The following is an 18135-nucleotide window of genomic DNA, read 5'->3' as shown; positions in this document are numbered from 1 at the left end:
AGCGTTCACGCGATTGGTGCACGTGCTCTTCCGCACACTACCCGGACTACTATGCCGGACTCACCGGATCTCGCAGTGCGGCACCTTGATTCGCCCCAGCAAGGACTCGGCGAGGAGGTCGATGGTGGGCAAGAAGAAGAAAAAGAAGAGCGCCGGCGGAAAATCGGGGCAGGACGAGCAAACCACAACAAAAATGCGCCGCAAGGAATATGAGGCGGAGATGGCCGTCCTGCAAGGCGAGTTGGTGGCCCTGCAGGAGTGGGTGAAGTCCACCGGCGCCAAGATCTGCATCGTGTTTGAGGGCCGCGATACGGCCGGCAAGGGCGGCACCATCAAACGTATCGTCGAGCGGGTGAGCCCCCGGGTGTTCCGGGTGGTGGCGCTCCCCACCCCGACAGAGCGGGAAAAGTCCCAGATGTACCTGCAGCGGTATATGTCGCACTTTCCCGCGGCCGGCGAGGTGGTCATCTTCGACCGCAGCTGGTACAACCGGGCGGGCGTGGAGCGTGTGATGGGCTTTTGCACCCCGGAGCAGACCGAGAGGTTCCTGAACATGACCCCGCTGGTGGAAAAGGCGATGGTCGACTCCGGAATGATCCTGCTCAAGTACTGGCTCGAGGTCAGTGCGGACGAGCAGACCCGGCGGCTTGAGAGCCGCATGGACGATCCCCGCAAGACATGGAAGCTGTCCCCCATGGATATGTTGTCCTACAGCCGCTGGTACGACTACTCCCGGGCCAGGGACGCCATGTTCGAGGCAACAGACACCGCCTGGGCACCGTGGTACGTCGTGAATAACGAGGTCAAGAAGCGCGGGCGGCTCAACATCATCAGCCACCTGCTCAGCCAGGTGCCCTATGAGCCGTTCCCCGGGCTCGACGTCGAGCTCCCGAAGCGTCAGAAGGCCGGCGACTACCGGGAGCCGACCCTGGCGGTGCGGCACATCCCGACCCCGTTCTGAGCAGCGCCCCGGCGATGAGGAGAAAGTCATGAATGACAATTCCGGAGCCGCAGCGGGCTTGGCCCCCGCCGAGGCGGAGGCGACGTGGTACGCGCTGGCGCCCGCGGACGTTGCAACCGAGCTGCGGGTGGACCCGGCCCGCGGCCTGAGCACGGCCGAGGCGCAGGAGAGGCTGGAGGAGTACGGACCGAACGCCCTGGCCGCCGCGAAGCCGGAGCCGGTGTGGAAACGGTTCTTCAAGCACTACCGGGACTACATGCAAATTGTGCTGGTGGTCGCCGCGCTGGTCAGCCTGCTGATCGCGGAATACGGAACAGCAATTGGGCTCGCCCTGCTGACGTTGTTCAACGCCTGGCTGGGATACCACCAGGAAGGCAAAGCCGAGGAAGCGGCCGCCTCCCTTGGCCAGATGATGAAGGCGATGGCCAAGGTGCGCCGCGACGGTGATGTTGTGGAGCTCCCCGCCGAGGAGATCGTGCCCGGGGACATCGTGGTGGTCGATGCCGGGGACCGCGTCCCCGCCGACGGCCGGATCATCCTGGCGGCGACCTTGCAGATCGAGGAAGGCGCCCTGACCGGCGAGAGCGTCGCAGTCGAGAAGGACACGGGGGCCATCACCCGGCACGATGTCGGCATCGGTGACCGCCTCAACATGGCGTTCATGAACACGAACGTGACCCGGGGCCACGGCGAGATCCTCGTTACCACCACGGGGATGGGCTCAGAGGTTGGCCACATCGCCAACATGCTGTCCGGGCAGAAAGTGGAAAAGACCCCCCTCACCAAGCAGGTGGACCGGCTCACCATCTTCATCATCATCGCGGCCCTCTTCGCCTTCGTCGCAATCGTCATCATGGGCCTGGCCGCGGGCGAATCCTTTGCGGTGCTCTTCGGGATCGGCGTGGCGCTGGCCGTCGGCTCGATCCCGGATGCGCTGCCCGCAGTCGTCACGACGATCCTGTCTGTCGGTTCGGTCAACATGGCCAAGAAGAACGCCATCATGAAGGTCCTGCCCGCGGTTGAGACGCTGGGCTCGACGTCGGCGATCAATTCGGACAAGACGGGCACCCTGACCCTGAACCAGATGACGGTGCGGGAGATCACCACAGTGCAGCACCACTACACCGTGAGTGGCGAGGGCTACAGCTTCGACGGCCAGGTCCAGCGGACCACCGGCGACGCCGAACGGAACCTCGACTACGTGATGTTCTCGTGCGCCCTGTGCAACGATTCCGACATCAATGACGGCGAGGTTGTCGGGGATCCCACCGAGGCGGCGCTGTACGTGCTCGCGCAGAAGGGCGGCGTGGACGTCAGGGAGTTCCGCCGCAACAACCCGCGCGTCGCGTCGGTCCCCTTCGACTCCGACTACAAGTTCATGGCCACCTTCCACCGGATGACCGGCGCCGACGGCAGGGCCGTGATCCGGGCCTACGTGAAGGGGGCACCCGATGTCCTGCTCAACAGGTCATCGTTCGCGCGGATGCCCGGCGAGCGGTCCGAGTCGCTCACCGAGGAGATGCGCGGGAAAGTGCTCGCCGAGAACGAGCGCATCGCCAGCCAGGGCCGTCGGGTGCTCGCCCTGGCGCAGCGGGAGTTCGATCCGGCGGCGTTCGACCCCTCGGGCGACCTCATGGCGCTCATGCAGGACTTGGAGATTACGGCGCTGATCGGCGAGGTCGACCCGCCGCGCGCCGAGGCGGTGGCCGCCATCGCGAAGGCCAAGCACGCCGGCATCCGGGTCCGGATGATCACCGGCGACCACGCCATAACGGCGGCGGCGATCGCCGATGAACTCGGCATCAGGGGCCGTGCGGTGACAGGTGCCGAGTTCGCCGCTATGAGTGATGCGGAGGCCGACAACCAGGTGGACGGGATCGGCGTGATCGCCCGGGTAGCTCCCGAACACAAAGTCCGGCTGGTCGAGGTGCTCAAGCGCAAGGGCCACGTCGTTGCCATGACCGGCGACGGCGTCAACGATGCCCCGGCGATCGCGGCGGCCGACATCGGGATCGCGATGGGCATCACGGGCACCGACGTCGCCAAGGGCGCGGCCAAGATGATCCTGGCCGACGACAATTTTGCCACCATCGTGGCGGCGGTCGAAGAGGGCCGGCTGGTGTACGACAACCTGCAGAAGTTCATCCGGATCCAGGTCGCCAACCTGTTTATGTTTATTCTGGCGTTCATCGGATCCTCCGCCTTCGCGATTGCCGGTACAGCGCTGCTCAGCCCGGCCCAGGTGTTGTGGATCCACATGGCAATCGTCGCCCCGATTGGCGCGGTGATGGGACTGGACCTCGCGACGCCGGGCATCATGAACCGCAAGCCGCGGCCCTTCAATCAGCCGATCATCGTCCGGTCGATGATGGTGCGGCTGTTCGTCGTCGGGCTGTTCATGGCGGCCGCGACGCTGATCCTCGTGCAGATCGGCAAGATCTCCTACGGCTCGCTCGAGATCGGCCAGAGCATGGCCATTGTGGGTCTCGGGTTGATGAATATCGCCGTCGCTCTCAACCTGCGCTACCCCACGGAGAGTGCCTTCGGGCCGTCCACCATATCCAACCCGAAACTGCTTTGGGCCTTCGCGTGGGCCTTCATCGGATCGATGCTGATTACCCAGATGCGGGTGCTGCAGGACCTGTTCGGCACCGTCCCGCTCACCGGCCAGCAGTGGGTGGCCTGCCTGGTTCCGGCGGCAGTGCTGTTGCTGCTCGGTGAACTCTTCAAACTGGTCCTGCGGGTCAGGCATGCAGGCGCGCACGCCAAGGGCGCGGCCCCGGCCGTTCCTGCGTAGACGGCCTATTCCTGGGTAGGCGTGCGACTGCTGAGGGCGACTGATACGGCAACTGCTGAGGGCCGGAACGCGACGTTCCGGCCCTCAGCGCGTGCGGTGGTCTTGGACGTGCCGCTAGCGGGCGAGGCCCTTGAACACGTTCTTCGGGCGCTGCATTTCGCCGTGCTTGGCGCCGAGGACAATCACCCAGCCGGCGAACACCGGGATGGCCCACTGCAGGATCTTCAGCTGCTGCTGCGCGGAACGGAGTTCCTCCGAGGCTTCCGGCTTCGGCTCGGTGGCACCCTTGGCGCCTTCCGAGGCCAGTTTCTCCACCTTGGCGCCCTGCAGCCCGGCGTACAGCGTCACGGCTGCGCCTGCGAGGGTGACGATGGACTTGTAGACCGTCAGCCGCGTGACGCCGTCCTGCTTGGCCATCCGGCCCTTGTTCTCCCACATGATGGCGAGGCCGGAAAGGAAGTGCGCGCCAAATGCGGCTGCCTGGAACGGGGCCCACTTCTTCCAGCCCAGGCTCGACAGCCGGGTACGTTCCGCGGGGTCCTTGGCTTCCGCCGTGGCACCATTTAGCCCAATGGCGCCCATGAGCGAACCGCCGAACCAGGCGCCTGCCGTGAGGTCGTGAATGGATCGGGCAACAAGATTACCTGCCATGGTGAGCTTCCTATCGTCTGTATTTCGAACCCGGAATCGCGGCGGCCAACCAAGGCCACATCTCGGCTATGGTAAGCATACTTAGCAAAAACTTGATAGTCCCCCTCCTCAACCCCGGCGCTGATGCCGCCTCCCGTCCTTGTTGCCGGACGAGCATTGGGGATATCGTGTGAGCTATCCCCGGAACCGTTCGTCATGCTCGTCCGGGGGTCGGGTTCTCCGAGGTGAGCCATGAGCTATGTCCCAGTCAGCAGACGCACCATCAGAAGGCACCGCGAATCCGAGCGGTCCACGAGGCGCCTCGTCGTCGTCCTGTGCGCAGCGGCCGCCGCGGCGTGGCTACTGTCCGTCACGCTGTCCACGGCAGTCCACGTGGACACCTTTGCCCACAACGTCGCCGTCGTGCTGCACGTGCTGTCCCTCGTGGTGGCCTTTGGCGCCATCATCCTGGTGGACTGGCACGGCTTCCTGTGGCTCATCGGCCGACGCAAGCTGGCCGAGATCATTCGGCTCGACGGGGCGGCCACACCGCTGATCTGGGGTGGCCTCGCCGGCATGCTGGCCACCGGGGTGTTCCTGAACCCGCACTTGACCAACCCGATGACAGACGTCAAGCTCGCAGCCGTCCTTGTGCTCAGCCTGAACGGGATCATGCTCATCCCGCTCATGCGGCGACTGGCGCGGATGCCCACCGATGCGTCGTTCGCGGACCTGACCGTCGGGCAGCGGATCCACATGATGTTGTGCCTGGTCATCTCGCAGGCCTGCTGGTGGACGGCGATCATCATCGGGTTCATCAACGGGATGTTCTGACAGCTATCAGGCATCCCGGCCGGACAAGGCGACCACGTCACCTTCCTGGTACAGCAGTGCCCGGAGCTCGGATTCGGCGGATTCCAGCCGTCTGGGGTCGATGGTCTCCCCGGAGGCGAAATGGTCCAGCAGCCGGGGGTCCACGTAGCTTTTGCGGGCGATCGACGGCGTGTTGCCCAGGACCTCGGAGGCATCGACCATGGCCCGGCTCACCGCACGTTTGCGGGCGGAGGCCTGCGCCTGAGGACCGCTCCGCGCGAGGCTGACGGCCGCCGCCACAGTTCCCCGCAGGGTGCGGAAGTCCTTGGCCGTGAAATCCTCCCCCGTGCGCTCCTTGACGTACTCGTTGATGTCCGGGCTGGACACCGGGTGCCAGCGGCTGCCGACCTTGTAGGCCAGCAGCCGGGCGTTGCCGCCGCGCCGCTTGAGCTGGCGCACGACGGCGGCGAGGTCGGCGTCGTCGATTCGCGATTCCCACGTCTTGCCGCTCTTGGCTGGGAAACTGAGCCTCAGCTCGTCCTGGTGCACGCGGACGTGGGCGCACAGCAGGGTGGCCAGACCGTGGCTGCCGTTCTCGTTGGTGTACCGCTCCGAGCCCACCCGGAGCGAGCCGCTGTCCAGCATCCGGAACGCGGCCGCCAGCACGCGTTCCCGGGTGAGCCCCTCCGAGCGCAGGTCCATCGTGACCCGGCGGCGTGCTGTCGGGAGCGTTTCGGCGAGCTGGAGGGCGCGGTCGAATTTGAGCCGGTCCTTTTTCTCCCGCCAGCTTGGATGGTAGATGTACTGCCGGCGTCCGACGGCGTCGAGTCCCGTCGCCTGGATGTGCCCGTTGTCGTACGGGGCAATCCAGACGTCGGTCCAAGCCGGCGGAATGCCGATGTGTTCCAGCCGGTCCCGCACCGGGCCGGCCGGAAGCGTGGAGCCGTCCAGGTCCTTGTAGCTGAAACCTGTCCCGGCGGGGACCCGGCGGTATCCGCGGCCGGACGCGTTGCTGTGACGGAGCCTCATCGGCCGGATCCTGGGTGCCTGGCGGTGTCCATGACGGTAAGCCTACTGACTACCGCCCCGGATCTCCCACACATCAAACAACGCGGGGTCACTTCGCGCCCATAATTCCCTACGGGATGGGCGAGAAGTGACCCTGCGTTGGTCTGCGCGTTTGTGTCATGCGGGTGGAGGCTAGACCTCGACGGCGGCGCCGCGGGAAATTTCCACCATGTCCTCGCGCGGGACCACCTTGATGCGTTCGCGGGCGACCTCTACGCCGTGCGATGCGCCGGCCGCCGTCGCCGCGTCGCCCAGGCCACGCTCGTGGGCGTCGAGCGCCAGCCAGCCTTCCCAGCTGGTGTACTCCACGCCGCGGCGCTCCAGGAGTTCGACGACGGCTTCCGGGGCCGGTGCTGCGGCCAGCGGCAGGTTTTCGCGGTCTTCGAGCAGGTAGGTGACGGTTTCCAGCGCGTCGCCCTTGGTGTGGCCGATGAGGCCCACCGGCCCGCGCTTGATCCAGCCGGTCGCGTAAATCCCCGGCACGTGGGTGCCGGCGGCATCCAGGACGCGGCCGCCGTCGTTCGGCACGACGCCCTTGCTGTGGTCGAACTCGACGTCGGGCAGCGCGGAGCCGAAGTAGCCGATGGCGCGGTACACGGCCTGGACCGGGTAGTCGACAAACTCGCCGGTGCCGCGGGCGTTGCCCGTGCCGTCCAGTTCGGTGCGCTCAAACTTGATGCCGGCGACCCGGCCGGGTGCCTCGGCGTCGTCGTAGACCTCCACCGGACTGTGCAGGAAGTGCAGGTGCAGGCGGCGGGACGCCTTGAGCTCGGAAAGGTCCTCGGGCTGTTCGGCGATCCAGTTGGTGAGCGTGCCCACCATGGTCTTGGTCTGGTTGTTGCTCTGGATCTGCCGGTCGGACTCGGCGTCGAACTCGAAGTCCTCGGCGTAGAGGATGATGTCGACGTCCTTGGAGTGCGAGAGCTCGCGCAGCTCCAGCGGGGTGAACTTCACCTGGGCCGGGCCGCGGCGGCCGAAGACGTGCACGTCGGTGACGGGCGAGGACTTCAGCCCGGCGTAGACGTTGTCCGGGATTTCGGAGACCAGGAGGTCGTCGGCGTGCTTGGAGAGCATGCGGGCCACGTCCAGGGCCACGTTGCCGTTGCCGATCACGGCGACTTCCTTGGCCTCGAGCGGCCATTCGCGGGACACGTCCGGGTGGCCGTCGTACCAGGAGACGAAATCGGCGCCGCCGTACGAGCCCTCGAGCTCGATGCCGGGGATGTTCAGGTCTGCGTCCTTGATGGCGCCGGTGGCGAAGATGACGGCGTCGTAGTGGGTGCGGAGGTCCTCGAGGGAGAGGTCGGTGCCGTAGTCGACGTTGCCGAAGAAGCGGATGTCGCCGCGGTCCAGGACTTTGTGCAGGGCGTTGACGATGCCCTTGATCCGCGGGTGGTCCGGGGCGACGCCGTAGCGGATGAGTCCGTACGGCGCCGGGTAGCGGTCGAAGAGGTCGATGCTCACCGTGAGCTCGCCGCTCTTGACGGCCTCGCTCTTGGTCAGGATGTCCGCGGCGTACACCCCGGCGGGTCCGGAGCCGACGACGGCGATGCGCAGCGGGCGGGCGGCAGTTCCTACAGGGGTGTTTGTTGACACGGCTGTGTTCCTTTTTCTTCTGCATCCGTTGCTCCATAGCTGCCCTTTTGAGGCTTGATAACGGCGGTTATGGAGCAATCGACGGGGTTTAGGGGGTCAGTACTCGGGTCTTGACGGTGCGGGCGGTGCGTGGGGTGTTCGGGGTGGTGGTGCTGTAGTCCGCGGTCTTGAAGTGCGACGGCGCGAACGGGCTGACGCGGACGACGTCGCCGATCACGATCACGGCGGGGTTCGCGACGCCGGCCGCCTCGGCCTGGTCCGCGATGGTCCCGAGCGTCCCGATGGTCACCCGCTGGTCGGGCAGGTAGCCATTCTCTACGATGCCAACCGGCGTGCCTGCTGGCAAACCGGCACGGGCAAGGGAATCCGCGGAATCGCGGAGCTGGCCCACGCCCATGAGCAGGATCACGGTGTGGTCGGCGCGGGCCGGGACCTCGGAGAGCTCCTCGTGGCCGGTGACCACGCTGAAGCCCTTGGCCAGCCCGCGGTGCGTGACGGGGATGCCGGCGGCGGCCGGGACGGATATGGCGGAGGTGACGCCCGGGACCACTTCAACGTCCACGCCGTGCTGCCGGCAGAACTCGGCTTCCTCGCCGCCGCGGCCCAGGACGTACGGGTCGCCGCCTTTGAGCCGGACCACGCGGTGGCCCTGCCGGGCCTCGTCAACCAGGATCCGGTTGATTTCGGCCTGCGGGACCGGGTGGTGGCCCGGAGTCTTGCCGACCTCGATCACGCGGACGTCGGGGGCGAGTTCGGCCAGGAGCTCGCGGGGGCCGAGGCGGTCCGCGACCACGACATCGGCCTGGCCCAGGAGCCGGCGGCCGCGGACGGTGATGAGTCCGGTGTCGCCAGGCCCGCCACCCACGAGGGCCACGGCGCCGTCTGTTGAACCGGCCCGCGCCCGCTGGCGGCGCAGCGGGAGGTCTCCAGTTTCCAGGGCGGTGGCGACGGCGTCGCGCAGGGCCATGGCGCGGCGCGGGTCTCCCCCGGCATTGACGGCGATCTTGACGTCGTCCACGACGGCGACGGCGGGCGTCCAGGCTGCGGAGGATTCGTGGTCGGAGGCATTGACGCACCAGATGCGCTGCGCCTCGGCGTCGGCGGAGACCTGCGCGTCCACGGCAGCGTCACCGGTGGCGGTCTGGACGAACCAGACGCCGTCGACGTCGGCCGAGCGGTACGCCCGGGGCTCCCAGCTCAGGAGGCCGGCGCCGACAAGATCCTGGAGCGGCGCGGAGGCAACGGGGGCCACCACCGTGACGCGGGCTCCGGCGTCGAGCAGTCCCTTGGCGCGCCGCGCGGCTACGGGTCCGCCGCCAACCACCAGCACGGGACGGCCAAGAAGGCGCAGCGCCGTGGGGTAAATGTCCTGAATTGCCATGCATCGACGATAGGGCGGCGTCACATTGCGGAACAACGGTACGGAAACACCAGTTCACGCAAGGTAACGCCGCGTCACATAGTGGCACTCCCCGACGAAGGACGGCGGAGCCCGGTGGAGCCCTATTTCACGGCGATGAGTTCGATCAGCTTGATGTCCGGGTCCTTGGCGAGCAGCGACGGGCCGTGTTCACCGAGGGCGGCCGGAATGGCTCCGTTGAGGTGGGCCTGGCGGTCCTCCTCGGAATCGAAGGTGTCGAAGATGCCGAAGGTGTTCTCGTTGACCCGGAAGGCGTACCAAGTCCGGGTTCCGGGTTCGTTGAGCACGATCTCGCGGCCCCCGTTGAGGAAGTCCCAGACATCCTGTTCCTTCCCCGGCTTGGCTTCGACCAGGGCCAGCACGCCAAATTTTGCTGCCACAGCGACCTCCTAGGATTCAGACTTGGAATCAGTCTTGGAATCAGTCTCGGAATGGGCCGGAACCCGGCCTCTAGGCGTGAGTGTAGGCCTGTGCCCGTGCCCCTGCAAGGAGTCGCGGCAAAAGCAACGCGGGGTCACTCGCGGCCCATAATTCCTGGAATATGGGCCGCAAGTGACCCCGCGTTGCTGTGCAAGGGGTGACGTCGAGGCAGGCGTGCTGCCGGGTGCTGCGCCTAGCGGGTGCTGCCGGCGAGTAGGCCCCGGCGGCGGAGCAGCCGCTTTTCGATCGGGGCGAAGACAAGCAGTTCGATCAGGATGCCGACGGCGAGGATCAGCAGGATGGCGGACATCACGATGGTCATGTCGGACAGGACGCGGCCCTGATCCAGCATGGAGCCCAACCCGAAGCCGATGGTGCCGCCGACGGCGATGATTTCCGCCGCCATGAGCGAGCGCCAGGAAAACGCCCAGCCCTGTTTGAGGCCGCTGAGGTATCCGGGCAGGGCGGCGGGCAGGATGATCTGCAGGGCAAGTTGGAGCCGCGACGCACCCAGGACCTTTCCGACGCTGCGGTACTGCGGCGGAATCTGGTCCACGCCGGAGATCAGGCCATTGATGATCGAAGGGATGGCACCCATGAACACCACGAAATACACCGTGGCGTCGGTGAGGCCGAACCAGAGGATGGCCGCGGGCACCCAGGCCACGGACGGCAGCACCTGCAGCCCGGAGATCAGTGGCCCGAATGCGCGCCGCAACGGTGCCACCTGCGCCAGTAGGAGCCCCACCGGCGTCGCGATGACCACGCTGATCAGGAAGCCCACGACGCCGCGCTGCAGCGACGTCCAGACGGCCTCCTGCAGCTTGCCCTCGCTCCACAGGGTTCCAATCTGGCTAATGACGTCCATAGGGCCGGGCACGATGTCCCGACGCTTGAAGCCGAGCGACACGTACAGCTGCCAGAGGATGACGAGCACCGCGAGGGCAGCGACCGGCAGCAGAATCCTGCTCCAGTCGATGCGGGACTTACGGATGGAGTCGGACTGGAGGGAATCCAGGCCCGCTTCGAGCTCGCGCAGGTCTTCCTTGCCGCTGGAGGAGCGGGTCAGGGCCGCGTGCACTTTGCGGGTCTCGGCCGGGGCTTCCGCTATGGCTTCGACTACGGGGAGTTGGTTACTTGGCATGGCGGCGGATCTCCTCGCGTAGCCGGGCGGTGATGACGCCGGTGAGCTGGCCGGCCAGACCGGCGTCGGTTCGGTGTTCTTCGGTGACGTGCCATTCCTCCACCACACGGCCGGGCCGGGAGGAGAGCAGCAGCACGCGCTGGCCCAGCCGGACGGCCTCGCGGACGTTGTGCGTGACGAAGACGATGGTGCGGCCGGTTTCCTTCCAGATGCGTTCCAGCTCGTCGTGGAGCAGGTCGCGCGTAATCGCATCCAGCGCCGCGAACGGCTCGTCCATGAGCAGCAGCTGCCGGTCCTGGGCCAGGGAACGGGCCAGGGCCACGCGCTGGCGCATCCCGCCGGAGAGTTCGTGCGGACGCTTGTCCCCCGCGCCGCCCAGGTGCACCAGGTCCAGCAGCTCCCCGGCGCGGACGCGGCGGTCGGCCTTCCCGACGCCGCGCAGTTTCAGGGCCAGCTCGATGTTTTCCCGGGCCGTCAGCCAGGGAAAAAGCGCCGCGTCCTGGAACATGAAGGCGGCGCCGTCGCTGGGCACCTCCAGGGCGCCCGACGTCGGGGCCTCCAGTCCCGCCATGATGTTGAGCAGGGTGGACTTGCCGCAGCCGGAGGCACCGAGCAGGGCGACGAACTCGCCCTGCGCGATGGTGGCGTTGACGTCGTCCAGCACCGGGGCGCCGTCGCCGAAGCGCTTGCCCAGGTTTTCCAGTACGACTGGCATGGTCAGGTCCTTACTGTTGTGGCGGATTACTGGAGGCCAAGGAGCTAGTCCTTGCCGAGGCCTTGGGCGGAGATCTTCTTGCCGGCGACGGCGTTGAGGGCGGTGAGGTCGAAGATGCCGCTGATGTCGGCCTGCTTGGTGGTGCCGGCGTCGACACCGTCCTGGAGCAGCTTCTTGTACGTCCCGGCCAGCGGGTCGATCGTGAAGACAATGTTCTTCAGGGACCGGTCGATCACGTCCGCCGGCAGCGCCGACCCGGCCGCGGCCTTGAGCGCGGCATTGAGGACCGTGGCCTTCTCGCCCGCCGGGGCCGCGTTGAGCCAGTCCACGGATTCCACATGGCCCTTCAGCAGCGCCTGCACCGTGGCCGGGTGCTCCGCGGCGAACTTCTTGTTCACGATCAGCACCGTGGTGACGAACTCACCTTTGTCCCACAGATCCTTCTCATCGACCAGGACCTTCGCACCGGCCTGCAGCACCAGGCGCGAGGCCCAGGGCTCCGGCAGCCACGCCCCGTCAAGCTTGCCGTCCTGGAACAACTTCAGGGTCTGGGCGTTCTCGGTCGGGTTGATCGCGACGTCCCCGCCGCCGTCCGTGGAGGTCTTGAACCCCTGCTTGCCCAGCCACGCCCGCAGCGCCACATCCTGGGTCCCGCCCAGCTGCGGAGACGCCAGCGTCTTGCCCCTCAGATCCGCCGCGAAGTTGATCCCGGGCTTCACCACCAGCTGCGCCCCGCCGGACGCGGCACCGGCGATGATGCTGACCGACGCACCGCCGCTCTTGACATAGGAGTTGATCGCCGGGTTCGGGCCGATGTAGGTCGCGTCGATCGCACCGGCGTTCAGGGCCTCGATCGCGGCCGGGCCCGCGTTGAAGACCTGCGTGGTCAGCTTCGTCTGGCCGAGTTCCTTGGCGATGAACCCCTTATTCACCCCGACCAGGGCCGGGGCATGGGTGATATTGCCGAAATAGCCCAACCGCAGCTCCGCAGCCGGGCTCGTGCCCGCCACGGCCGCCCAGGCCGTTTCCGGACCGCGCGACAGCGTGGAAGCCACGGCCGCACCCGCGCCGATCAGAAGCACAAGCCCTGCGGCCAGCGCGATCTCAAGAGTCCGCTTGCGCTTGGGTTTGCCGGTTTCGCCGGCAACGATCCGGGTCGTGCCGGGCTGCGTACCGGGCGCGGGGTTTTCGGGGGTGCGTGACATGGGTGAAGTCCTGTTCTGGGGTGCGTGCGGAATTGCCGGGCGTGGTGGTCAGCGCCGGCGACATCGCCCCTGGAGGTTCCTGCGGGGGGAGCCGTGGATCCGTTCCGTTGTCTTCATTCATTCACCATAGGGAGTGTCATAAACGCGGTTCAACGGTCCGGAAACCGGGGGTCACGCGGGTTCATGCGGCGTCATATTCGGCCTCAAAAGACGGCAGCCTGTTTCCGGGCCCGCGGCATATGGCGGCGGGCCGGGAAACAGGCTGCGCCCGTGTAACAGAAGACCTAGATCGAGTAGCGCTCGTCTTCGTGGTCGCCGGGGTGGTCGTTGACCAGGCCGGCGGCAAGGGTGTTGCCGTCGAGCGGGTCAATCACGAGGAACGCCCCGGTGCGGCGGTGGTGCAGGTAGTTCTCCAGGGGAAGCGGAGCGGCGAGCCGAAGCTGCGCGTGCCCGATGTCGTTCAGCTCCAGCGTGGTGGTCGGTTCCAGCTGGAAGCTGGCGAGGTCCAGCTTGCCCGTCACGTTCCGGACCAGGGCCTGGACCGTGCGGGTGCCGTGCTTGACCAGCACCTTGGCGCCTTCCCGGAGCGGTTTGGGCGAGAGCCAGCAGAGGGCGGCATACAGGTCTGCCGAGGATTCGCGAACCGTCCCTGCTGCCGCGATCGTGTCACCGCGGGCGACGTCGAACTCATCCGCCAGGCGCAGTGCCACGGACTGCGGGGCAGCCGCCTCGGCGAGCTCGCGGCCGGCGAAGTCGATCCCGGTGACCGTGGTGGTGCGCGGTGCCTGGCCCGGCGTCAGGACGCTGACCTGGTCCCCGAGCTTCACGGAGCCTTCGGTGATCTGGCCGGCGTAGGCACGGTAGTCGCGGTACGCCTCCGGATCCAGGCCGCCGGCGACGGCGTCGGGGGCCAGCGCACCCTGTGGCCGGACCACCAGCTGGACCGGGAAGCGGAAGCTCTCCAGGTGGCTTTCGAGTTCGTCGGCGGCCGGCAGGGTCTCCAGGACTTCCAGCAGGGCAGGCCCGTCGTACCAGGGGGTGCGGTCCGAGCGGTCGACGACGTTGTCGCCGTCGAGCGCGGACACGGGGATGACCAGGAGGTCGGCAACCCCGTCGGAACCAAGCCCGAGTTCGCGGCCGACCTGCTGGACGTCCGCCTCGATCGCGCGGAACACGTCCTCGCTGAACTCCACGAGGTCGATCTTGTTCACGGCCACAATGACATGGGCAACGCGCAGCAGCTGCAACACGGACAGGTGCCGGCGGGTCTGCTCCAGGACCCCCTTGCGGGCGTCGATGAGCACGACGACGGCGTCCGCCGTGGACGCGCCGGTCACCGTGTTCTTGGTGTACTGCACGTGCCCGGGGCAGTCCGCGAGGATGAAGCTGCGGCGGTCAGTGGCGAAGTAGCGGTAGGCGACGTCGATGGTGATGCCCTGCTCGCGCTCGGCGCGCAGGCCGTCGGTCAGCAGGGCGAGGTCGAGCCCGCCAGCCGAACCCCCAAAGCCGCGGTCCGCGGAGGTGCGGGCGACGGCGTCGAGCTGGTCGGCTAGGATCGCCTTGGAGTCGTGCAGGAGCCGGCCCACGAGGGTGGACTTGCCGTCGTCGACGGAGCCAGCGGTGGCGAAACGGAACAGTGTGGTGGGCAGCGCCGCGGACGCCAGGTCCGGGCCCGCGAGGAAAGTTTCCGTGCTCATTAGAAATAGCCGTCCTTCTTGCGGTCTTCCATGGCGGCCTCGGAGATGCGGTCATCGGCCCGGGTGGCGCCACGTTCGGTGATGGTGGAGGCGGCAACTTCAATGACGACGTCGCGCACGGTGGCGGCGGCCGATTCCACCGCGCCGGTGCAGGACATGTCACCGACGGTCCTGTACCGGACTGTCTTGGTGATGACTTCCTCGTGGTCGCGCGGCTGGGAGACCTCGCCGACCGCGCGCCACATGCCGTCGCGGGCGAAGACCTCGCGCTCGTGGGCGTAGTAGAGGCCCGGCAGCTCGATGTTTTCGCGCTCGATGTAGCGCCACACATCCAGTTCGGTCCAGTTGCTGATCGGGAAGGCCCGGACGTGCTGACCCACGGTGTGCCGGCCGTTGTACAGGTTCCACAGCTCGGGGCGCTGGTTGCGGGGGTCCCACTGGCCGAACTCGTCGCGCAGGCTCAGGATCCGTTCCTTGGCGCGGGCCTTGTCCTCGTCCCGGCGGCCGCCGCCGAAGACGGCGTCGAACTTGTTGCGCTGGATCGCATCCAGCAGCGGGACTGTCTGCAGCGGGTTGCGGGTGCCGTCGGCCCGCTCGGCCAGCTCGCCGGAATCGATGAACTCCTGGACGGAGCCGACCACGAGCTTGAGGCCCAGACGCTCCACCGTGCGGTCGCGGAACTCGATGACCTCGGGGAAGTTGTGCCCGGTGTCCACATGCAGGACCGGGAAGGGCACCTTGCCGGGCCAGAACGCCTTGGTGGCCAGGTGGAGCATGACCACGGAGTCCTTGCCGCCGGAAAACAGCAGCGCCGGCTTCTCGAACTCGGCGACGACCTCGCGGATGATGTGGATGGCCTCGGACTCGAGGGTGTCGAGGCTGGAGAGGCGGCCGGCTGCGACGCCGATTGCCGCCCCCGCCCCTGCGCCGCGCGGCTGATCTCCGATCAGCCCGGCGCGCGGCTCCGACAGGCCCGATGCCACTCCCCGGGCGGCAATCGGCGTCTCAGCAGCGTCGTTGTCCAGCACAGACAGCTCCAGGTCCTCGTGGGTGATTTGAGTTCTCATACGTGTAGTCCGCATTCTGTCTTGTCGGTTCCTGCCCAGCGGCCGGCGCGGGGGTCGTCGCCGGGCGCTACCTTGCGGGTGCAGGGCTGGCAGCCAATGGACGGGTAGCCCTGTGAAAGCAGCGGGTTGACGGGAAGGAGGTTGTCGTCGGAGTACTGCACCAGCTGGTCGAACGTCCAGGCCGCCACCGGGTTGACCTTGACCAGGCCGTTGGCCTCGTCCCAGGTGATCAGCGGCGTGTTGGTGCGGGTGGGGGCCTCGTCGCGGCGGACTCCGGTGAACCAGAGCTCGTAGCCGGCGAGGGTGCGGCGCAGGGGCGCCACCTTGCGCAGGGCACAGCACTGGGCGGCGTCGCGGGCGAAGAGGTCCTTGCCCAAGAGCCCGTCCTGCTGCTCCACGGTGTTCTCCGGCAGGACGTCCACGACGTTGACGCGGAGGTTGGCTGCCACCTCGTCGCGGGTCGCGTACGTCTCCGGGAAGTGGTAGCCGGTTTCGAGGAAGAGGACGTCGACGCCGGGGAGCTGGTCCGCGACGAGCGCCGGCAGGACGGCGTCGGCCATGGAGCAGGCGACGGCGACCGCGGGCAGCTCGAAATTGCGTGCCACCCAAGCAATGACGTCGCGGGCCGGGGCGTCCCAGCCGAGCTCGGCGGCGCCGGCTTCGGCGAGGGCCTTGAGCTCCTCGTGAGTGCGGAGTGCAACGGGGCCGTTGGCAGGCGATGCCGCCCCCGCCCCTTCGCCGCGCTGCTGATCTTCGATCAGCTCAGCGCGCGGCTCCGACAGGCCCGATGCCACTCCCTGGGCGGCACCGCCTGCCAGCGGCTGAGCCTTCGTCACTGGAGATCACCCTCTTCCGCGGCATGGGCCCATTCTGCGAAGGTCTGGCCCTCGGCACGGTCGGCGACGAACTTCCGGACCACGCGCTCCACATAATCGGGGAGATCCTCAACGTAGACCTTGAGGCCACGGACGGTGCGGCCGAGGCCGGCCTCCTCGCGGCTGTTGGACGCCAGCCCGCCGCCGAGGTGGACCTGGAAGCCGGGCGTCGGGTCGCCGTCGGGCGTTGGCAGCATCATGCCCTTGAGGCCGATGTCCGCCGTCTGGATCCGGGCGCAGGAGTTGGGGCAGCCGTTGATGTGCAGGGACAGCGCCTGGGGCAGCTGCTTGCTCTCGGCGAGGTCGGCCAGGCGGCGTTCCAGCTCGGCGACGGCGGTGGCGGCCGTGACCTTGGTTTCCACGATGGCGAGCTTGCAGAACTCGATGCCCGTGCAGGCGATGGTGCCGCGGCGGAACACGGACGGCCGGGCGGACAGGCCCAGGGCGTCGAGCTCGGCCACGAGGGGCTCGACCTCGTCCTTGGGCACGTCGAGGACCACGAGCTTCTGGTGCGGGGTGGTGCGCAAACGCTGCGAGCCGCGGGCTTCGAGGGTGTCCGCGAGCTTGACGAGCTGGCTGCCGGAGAGCCGGCCGGCCAGCGGGGTGGCACCGATGAAGAACTTGCCGTCCTTCTGTTCGTGCACGCCGATGTGGTCGCCGGGTGTGGACGGCTTGGGCGCTGCGGGGCCGTCGGAGAGCTTGAAGCCAAGGTATTCGTCTTCGAGGATCTGCCGGAACTTCTCCGGGCCCCAGTCGGCCATCAGGAACTTCAGGCGCGCCTTGGTGCGCATGCGGCGGTAGCCGTAGTCGCGGAAGATGCTGGTGACGCCGAGCCAGACCTCTGCGGCCTCCTCGGGCTTGACGAACGCGCCGAGTCGCTTGGCCAGCATGGGGTTGGTGGAGAGGGCCCCGCCGACCCAGAGGTCGTAGCCGGCGCCGAGCTCGGGGTGGACCATGCCCACCAGGCCGAAGTCGTTGATTTCGTGGACCACGTCCTGGCTGGGGTGGCCGGTGATGGCGGTCTTGTATTTCCGCGGCAGGTTAGCGAGCTCGGGGTCGCCGATGAAGCGTTCCGCGAGCTCCTGGATCAGCGGCGTGGGGTCGATGATCTCGTCCTTGGCGATCCCCGCAACCGGGGAGCCGAGGATGACGCGGGGGACGTCGCCGCAGGCTTCCGTGGTGGACAGCCCCACGGCCTCGAGCCGGCGCCAGATCTCGGGCACGTCTTCGACCCGGATCCAGTGCAGTTGGATGTTCTGGCGGTCCGTGAGGTCGGCCGAGTCGCGGGCGAAGTCCACGGAGATCTGGCCGATGACGCGCAGCTGCTCGGTGGTGAGCGCACCGCCGTCGATCCGTACGCGGAGCATGAAGTACTTGTCTTCGAGCTCATGCGGCTCAAGCGTGGCGGTCTTGCCGCCGTCGATCCCGGGTTTGCGCTGGGTGTAGAGGCCCCACCAGCGGAAGCGGCCGTGCAGGTCGGTGCCGTCGATGGAATCGAAGCCGTGCTTGGAGTAGACGGACTCGATACGCTCGCGGACGTTGAGGCCGCTGTCTTCCTGTTTCCAGGTCTCGTTGGCGTTCAGCGGCGTGGTGCCGTCCACTTTCCACTGCCCGTGCGGCTTTGCGGCGGGGCGGGAGGGTCGCTTGGTGCGGCCGGCGGCAGCCTCGTCCGTGGACGCTCCGGCTAGAGCTGTATCAGTCATGCATCGACTGTAGGGGTGGCCGTA

Annotated in this window: 15 protein-coding genes; 3 read left to right on the top strand and 12 right to left on the bottom strand. The window is 67.5% G+C overall.

The window, feature by feature from the left end; translation table 11 throughout:
* The first annotated feature begins 121 nt into the window (after positions 1-121).
* Together ppk2 and ACVWYS_RS03000 are read left to right on the top strand one after the other, a co-directional pair.
* Positions 122-961 carry a polyphosphate kinase 2 gene (gene ppk2 / locus ACVWYS_RS03005; protein WP_456508381.1) on the top strand — a complete coding sequence of 280 codons (840 nt, stop codon included), beginning with the start codon at positions 122-124 and terminating at the stop codon, positions 959-961.
* 28 nt (positions 962-989) lie between these two features.
* Positions 990-3758 (top strand): cation-translocating P-type ATPase, encoded by a 2769-nt coding sequence (locus ACVWYS_RS03000; protein ID WP_456508380.1) that lies wholly within the window; start codon positions 990-992, stop codon positions 3756-3758.
* A gap of 114 nt (positions 3759-3872) precedes the next feature.
* Here ACVWYS_RS03000 and ACVWYS_RS02995 read toward each other — a convergent pair whose 3' ends face one another.
* Positions 3873-4409: a hypothetical protein gene (locus ACVWYS_RS02995; RefSeq protein WP_344361896.1), complete on the bottom strand. Its 537-nt coding sequence runs from the start codon at positions 4407-4409 to the stop codon at positions 3873-3875.
* A 231-nt stretch (positions 4410-4640) separates the two neighbouring features.
* On the opposite strand from ACVWYS_RS02995, the gene ACVWYS_RS02990 reads away from it, so the two are divergent.
* Entirely contained in the window at positions 4641-5222 is a 582-nt protein-coding gene (locus ACVWYS_RS02990) for a hypothetical protein (RefSeq protein WP_456508379.1), read from the top strand.
* A 6-nt stretch (positions 5223-5228) separates the two neighbouring features.
* Here ACVWYS_RS02990 and ACVWYS_RS02985 read toward each other — a convergent pair whose 3' ends face one another.
* From ACVWYS_RS02985 to ACVWYS_RS02935, 11 genes are all read right to left on the bottom strand, one after another.
* Entirely contained in the window at positions 5229-6230 is a 1002-nt protein-coding gene (locus tag ACVWYS_RS02985) for a DNA topoisomerase IB (protein ID WP_456508378.1), read from the bottom strand.
* Positions 6231-6401: 171 nt separating this feature from the next.
* The gene (locus tag ACVWYS_RS02980) at positions 6402-7865 is read right to left on the bottom strand and encodes an FAD-dependent oxidoreductase (RefSeq protein ID WP_456509330.1); all 1464 of its coding nucleotides are present in this window, start codon (positions 7863-7865) and stop codon (positions 6402-6404) included.
* An 88-nt stretch (positions 7866-7953) separates the two neighbouring features.
* The gene (gene cobA / locus ACVWYS_RS02975; RefSeq protein ID WP_344361886.1) at positions 7954-9246 is read right to left on the bottom strand and encodes a uroporphyrinogen-III C-methyltransferase; all 1293 of its coding nucleotides are present in this window, start codon (positions 9244-9246) and stop codon (positions 7954-7956) included.
* Positions 9247-9368: 122 nt separating this feature from the next.
* Complete coding sequence (locus tag ACVWYS_RS02970; protein WP_116765206.1) at positions 9369-9665, bottom strand: putative quinol monooxygenase; 297 nt, start codon at positions 9663-9665, stop codon at positions 9369-9371.
* A 233-nt stretch (positions 9666-9898) separates the two neighbouring features.
* Positions 9899-10849, bottom strand: a complete 951-nt coding sequence (locus ACVWYS_RS02965) for an ABC transporter permease (protein ID WP_456509329.1) — start codon at positions 10847-10849, stop codon at positions 9899-9901.
* Positions 10839-11564, bottom strand: a complete 726-nt coding sequence (locus ACVWYS_RS02960; protein WP_091251276.1) for an ABC transporter ATP-binding protein — start codon at positions 11562-11564, stop codon at positions 10839-10841. Before ACVWYS_RS02960 ends, ACVWYS_RS02965 begins: the two co-directional genes overlap by 11 nt.
* Positions 11565-11608: 44 nt before the next feature.
* Positions 11609-12769: an ABC transporter substrate-binding protein gene (locus ACVWYS_RS02955; RefSeq protein WP_456509328.1), complete on the bottom strand. Its 1161-nt coding sequence runs from the start codon at positions 12767-12769 to the stop codon at positions 11609-11611.
* A gap of 284 nt (positions 12770-13053) precedes the next feature.
* The gene (locus ACVWYS_RS02950; RefSeq protein WP_456509327.1) at positions 13054-14466 is read right to left on the bottom strand and encodes a sulfate adenylyltransferase subunit 1; all 1413 of its coding nucleotides are present in this window, start codon (positions 14464-14466) and stop codon (positions 13054-13056) included.
* Entirely contained in the window at positions 14466-15533 is a 1068-nt protein-coding gene (gene cysD / locus ACVWYS_RS02945) for a sulfate adenylyltransferase subunit CysD (protein ID WP_456509326.1), read from the bottom strand. Before cysD ends, ACVWYS_RS02950 begins: the two co-directional genes overlap by 1 nt.
* The gene (locus ACVWYS_RS02940) at positions 15530-16294 is read right to left on the bottom strand and encodes a phosphoadenylyl-sulfate reductase (protein ID WP_456510272.1); all 765 of its coding nucleotides are present in this window, start codon (positions 16292-16294) and stop codon (positions 15530-15532) included. The genes cysD and ACVWYS_RS02940 overlap by 4 nt, the downstream gene beginning before the upstream one ends.
* A 71-nt stretch (positions 16295-16365) precedes the next feature.
* The gene (locus ACVWYS_RS02935) at positions 16366-18111 is read right to left on the bottom strand and encodes a nitrite/sulfite reductase (RefSeq protein ID WP_116765210.1); all 1746 of its coding nucleotides are present in this window, start codon (positions 18109-18111) and stop codon (positions 16366-16368) included.
* Between the last annotated feature and the right edge of the window lie 24 nt (positions 18112-18135).

The sequence above is a fragment of the Arthrobacter sp. TE12231 genome, from assembly GCF_054062895.1.
Note: the sequence above shows the minus strand (reverse complement) of the source record. Positions and strands in the feature narration are given on the sequence as shown.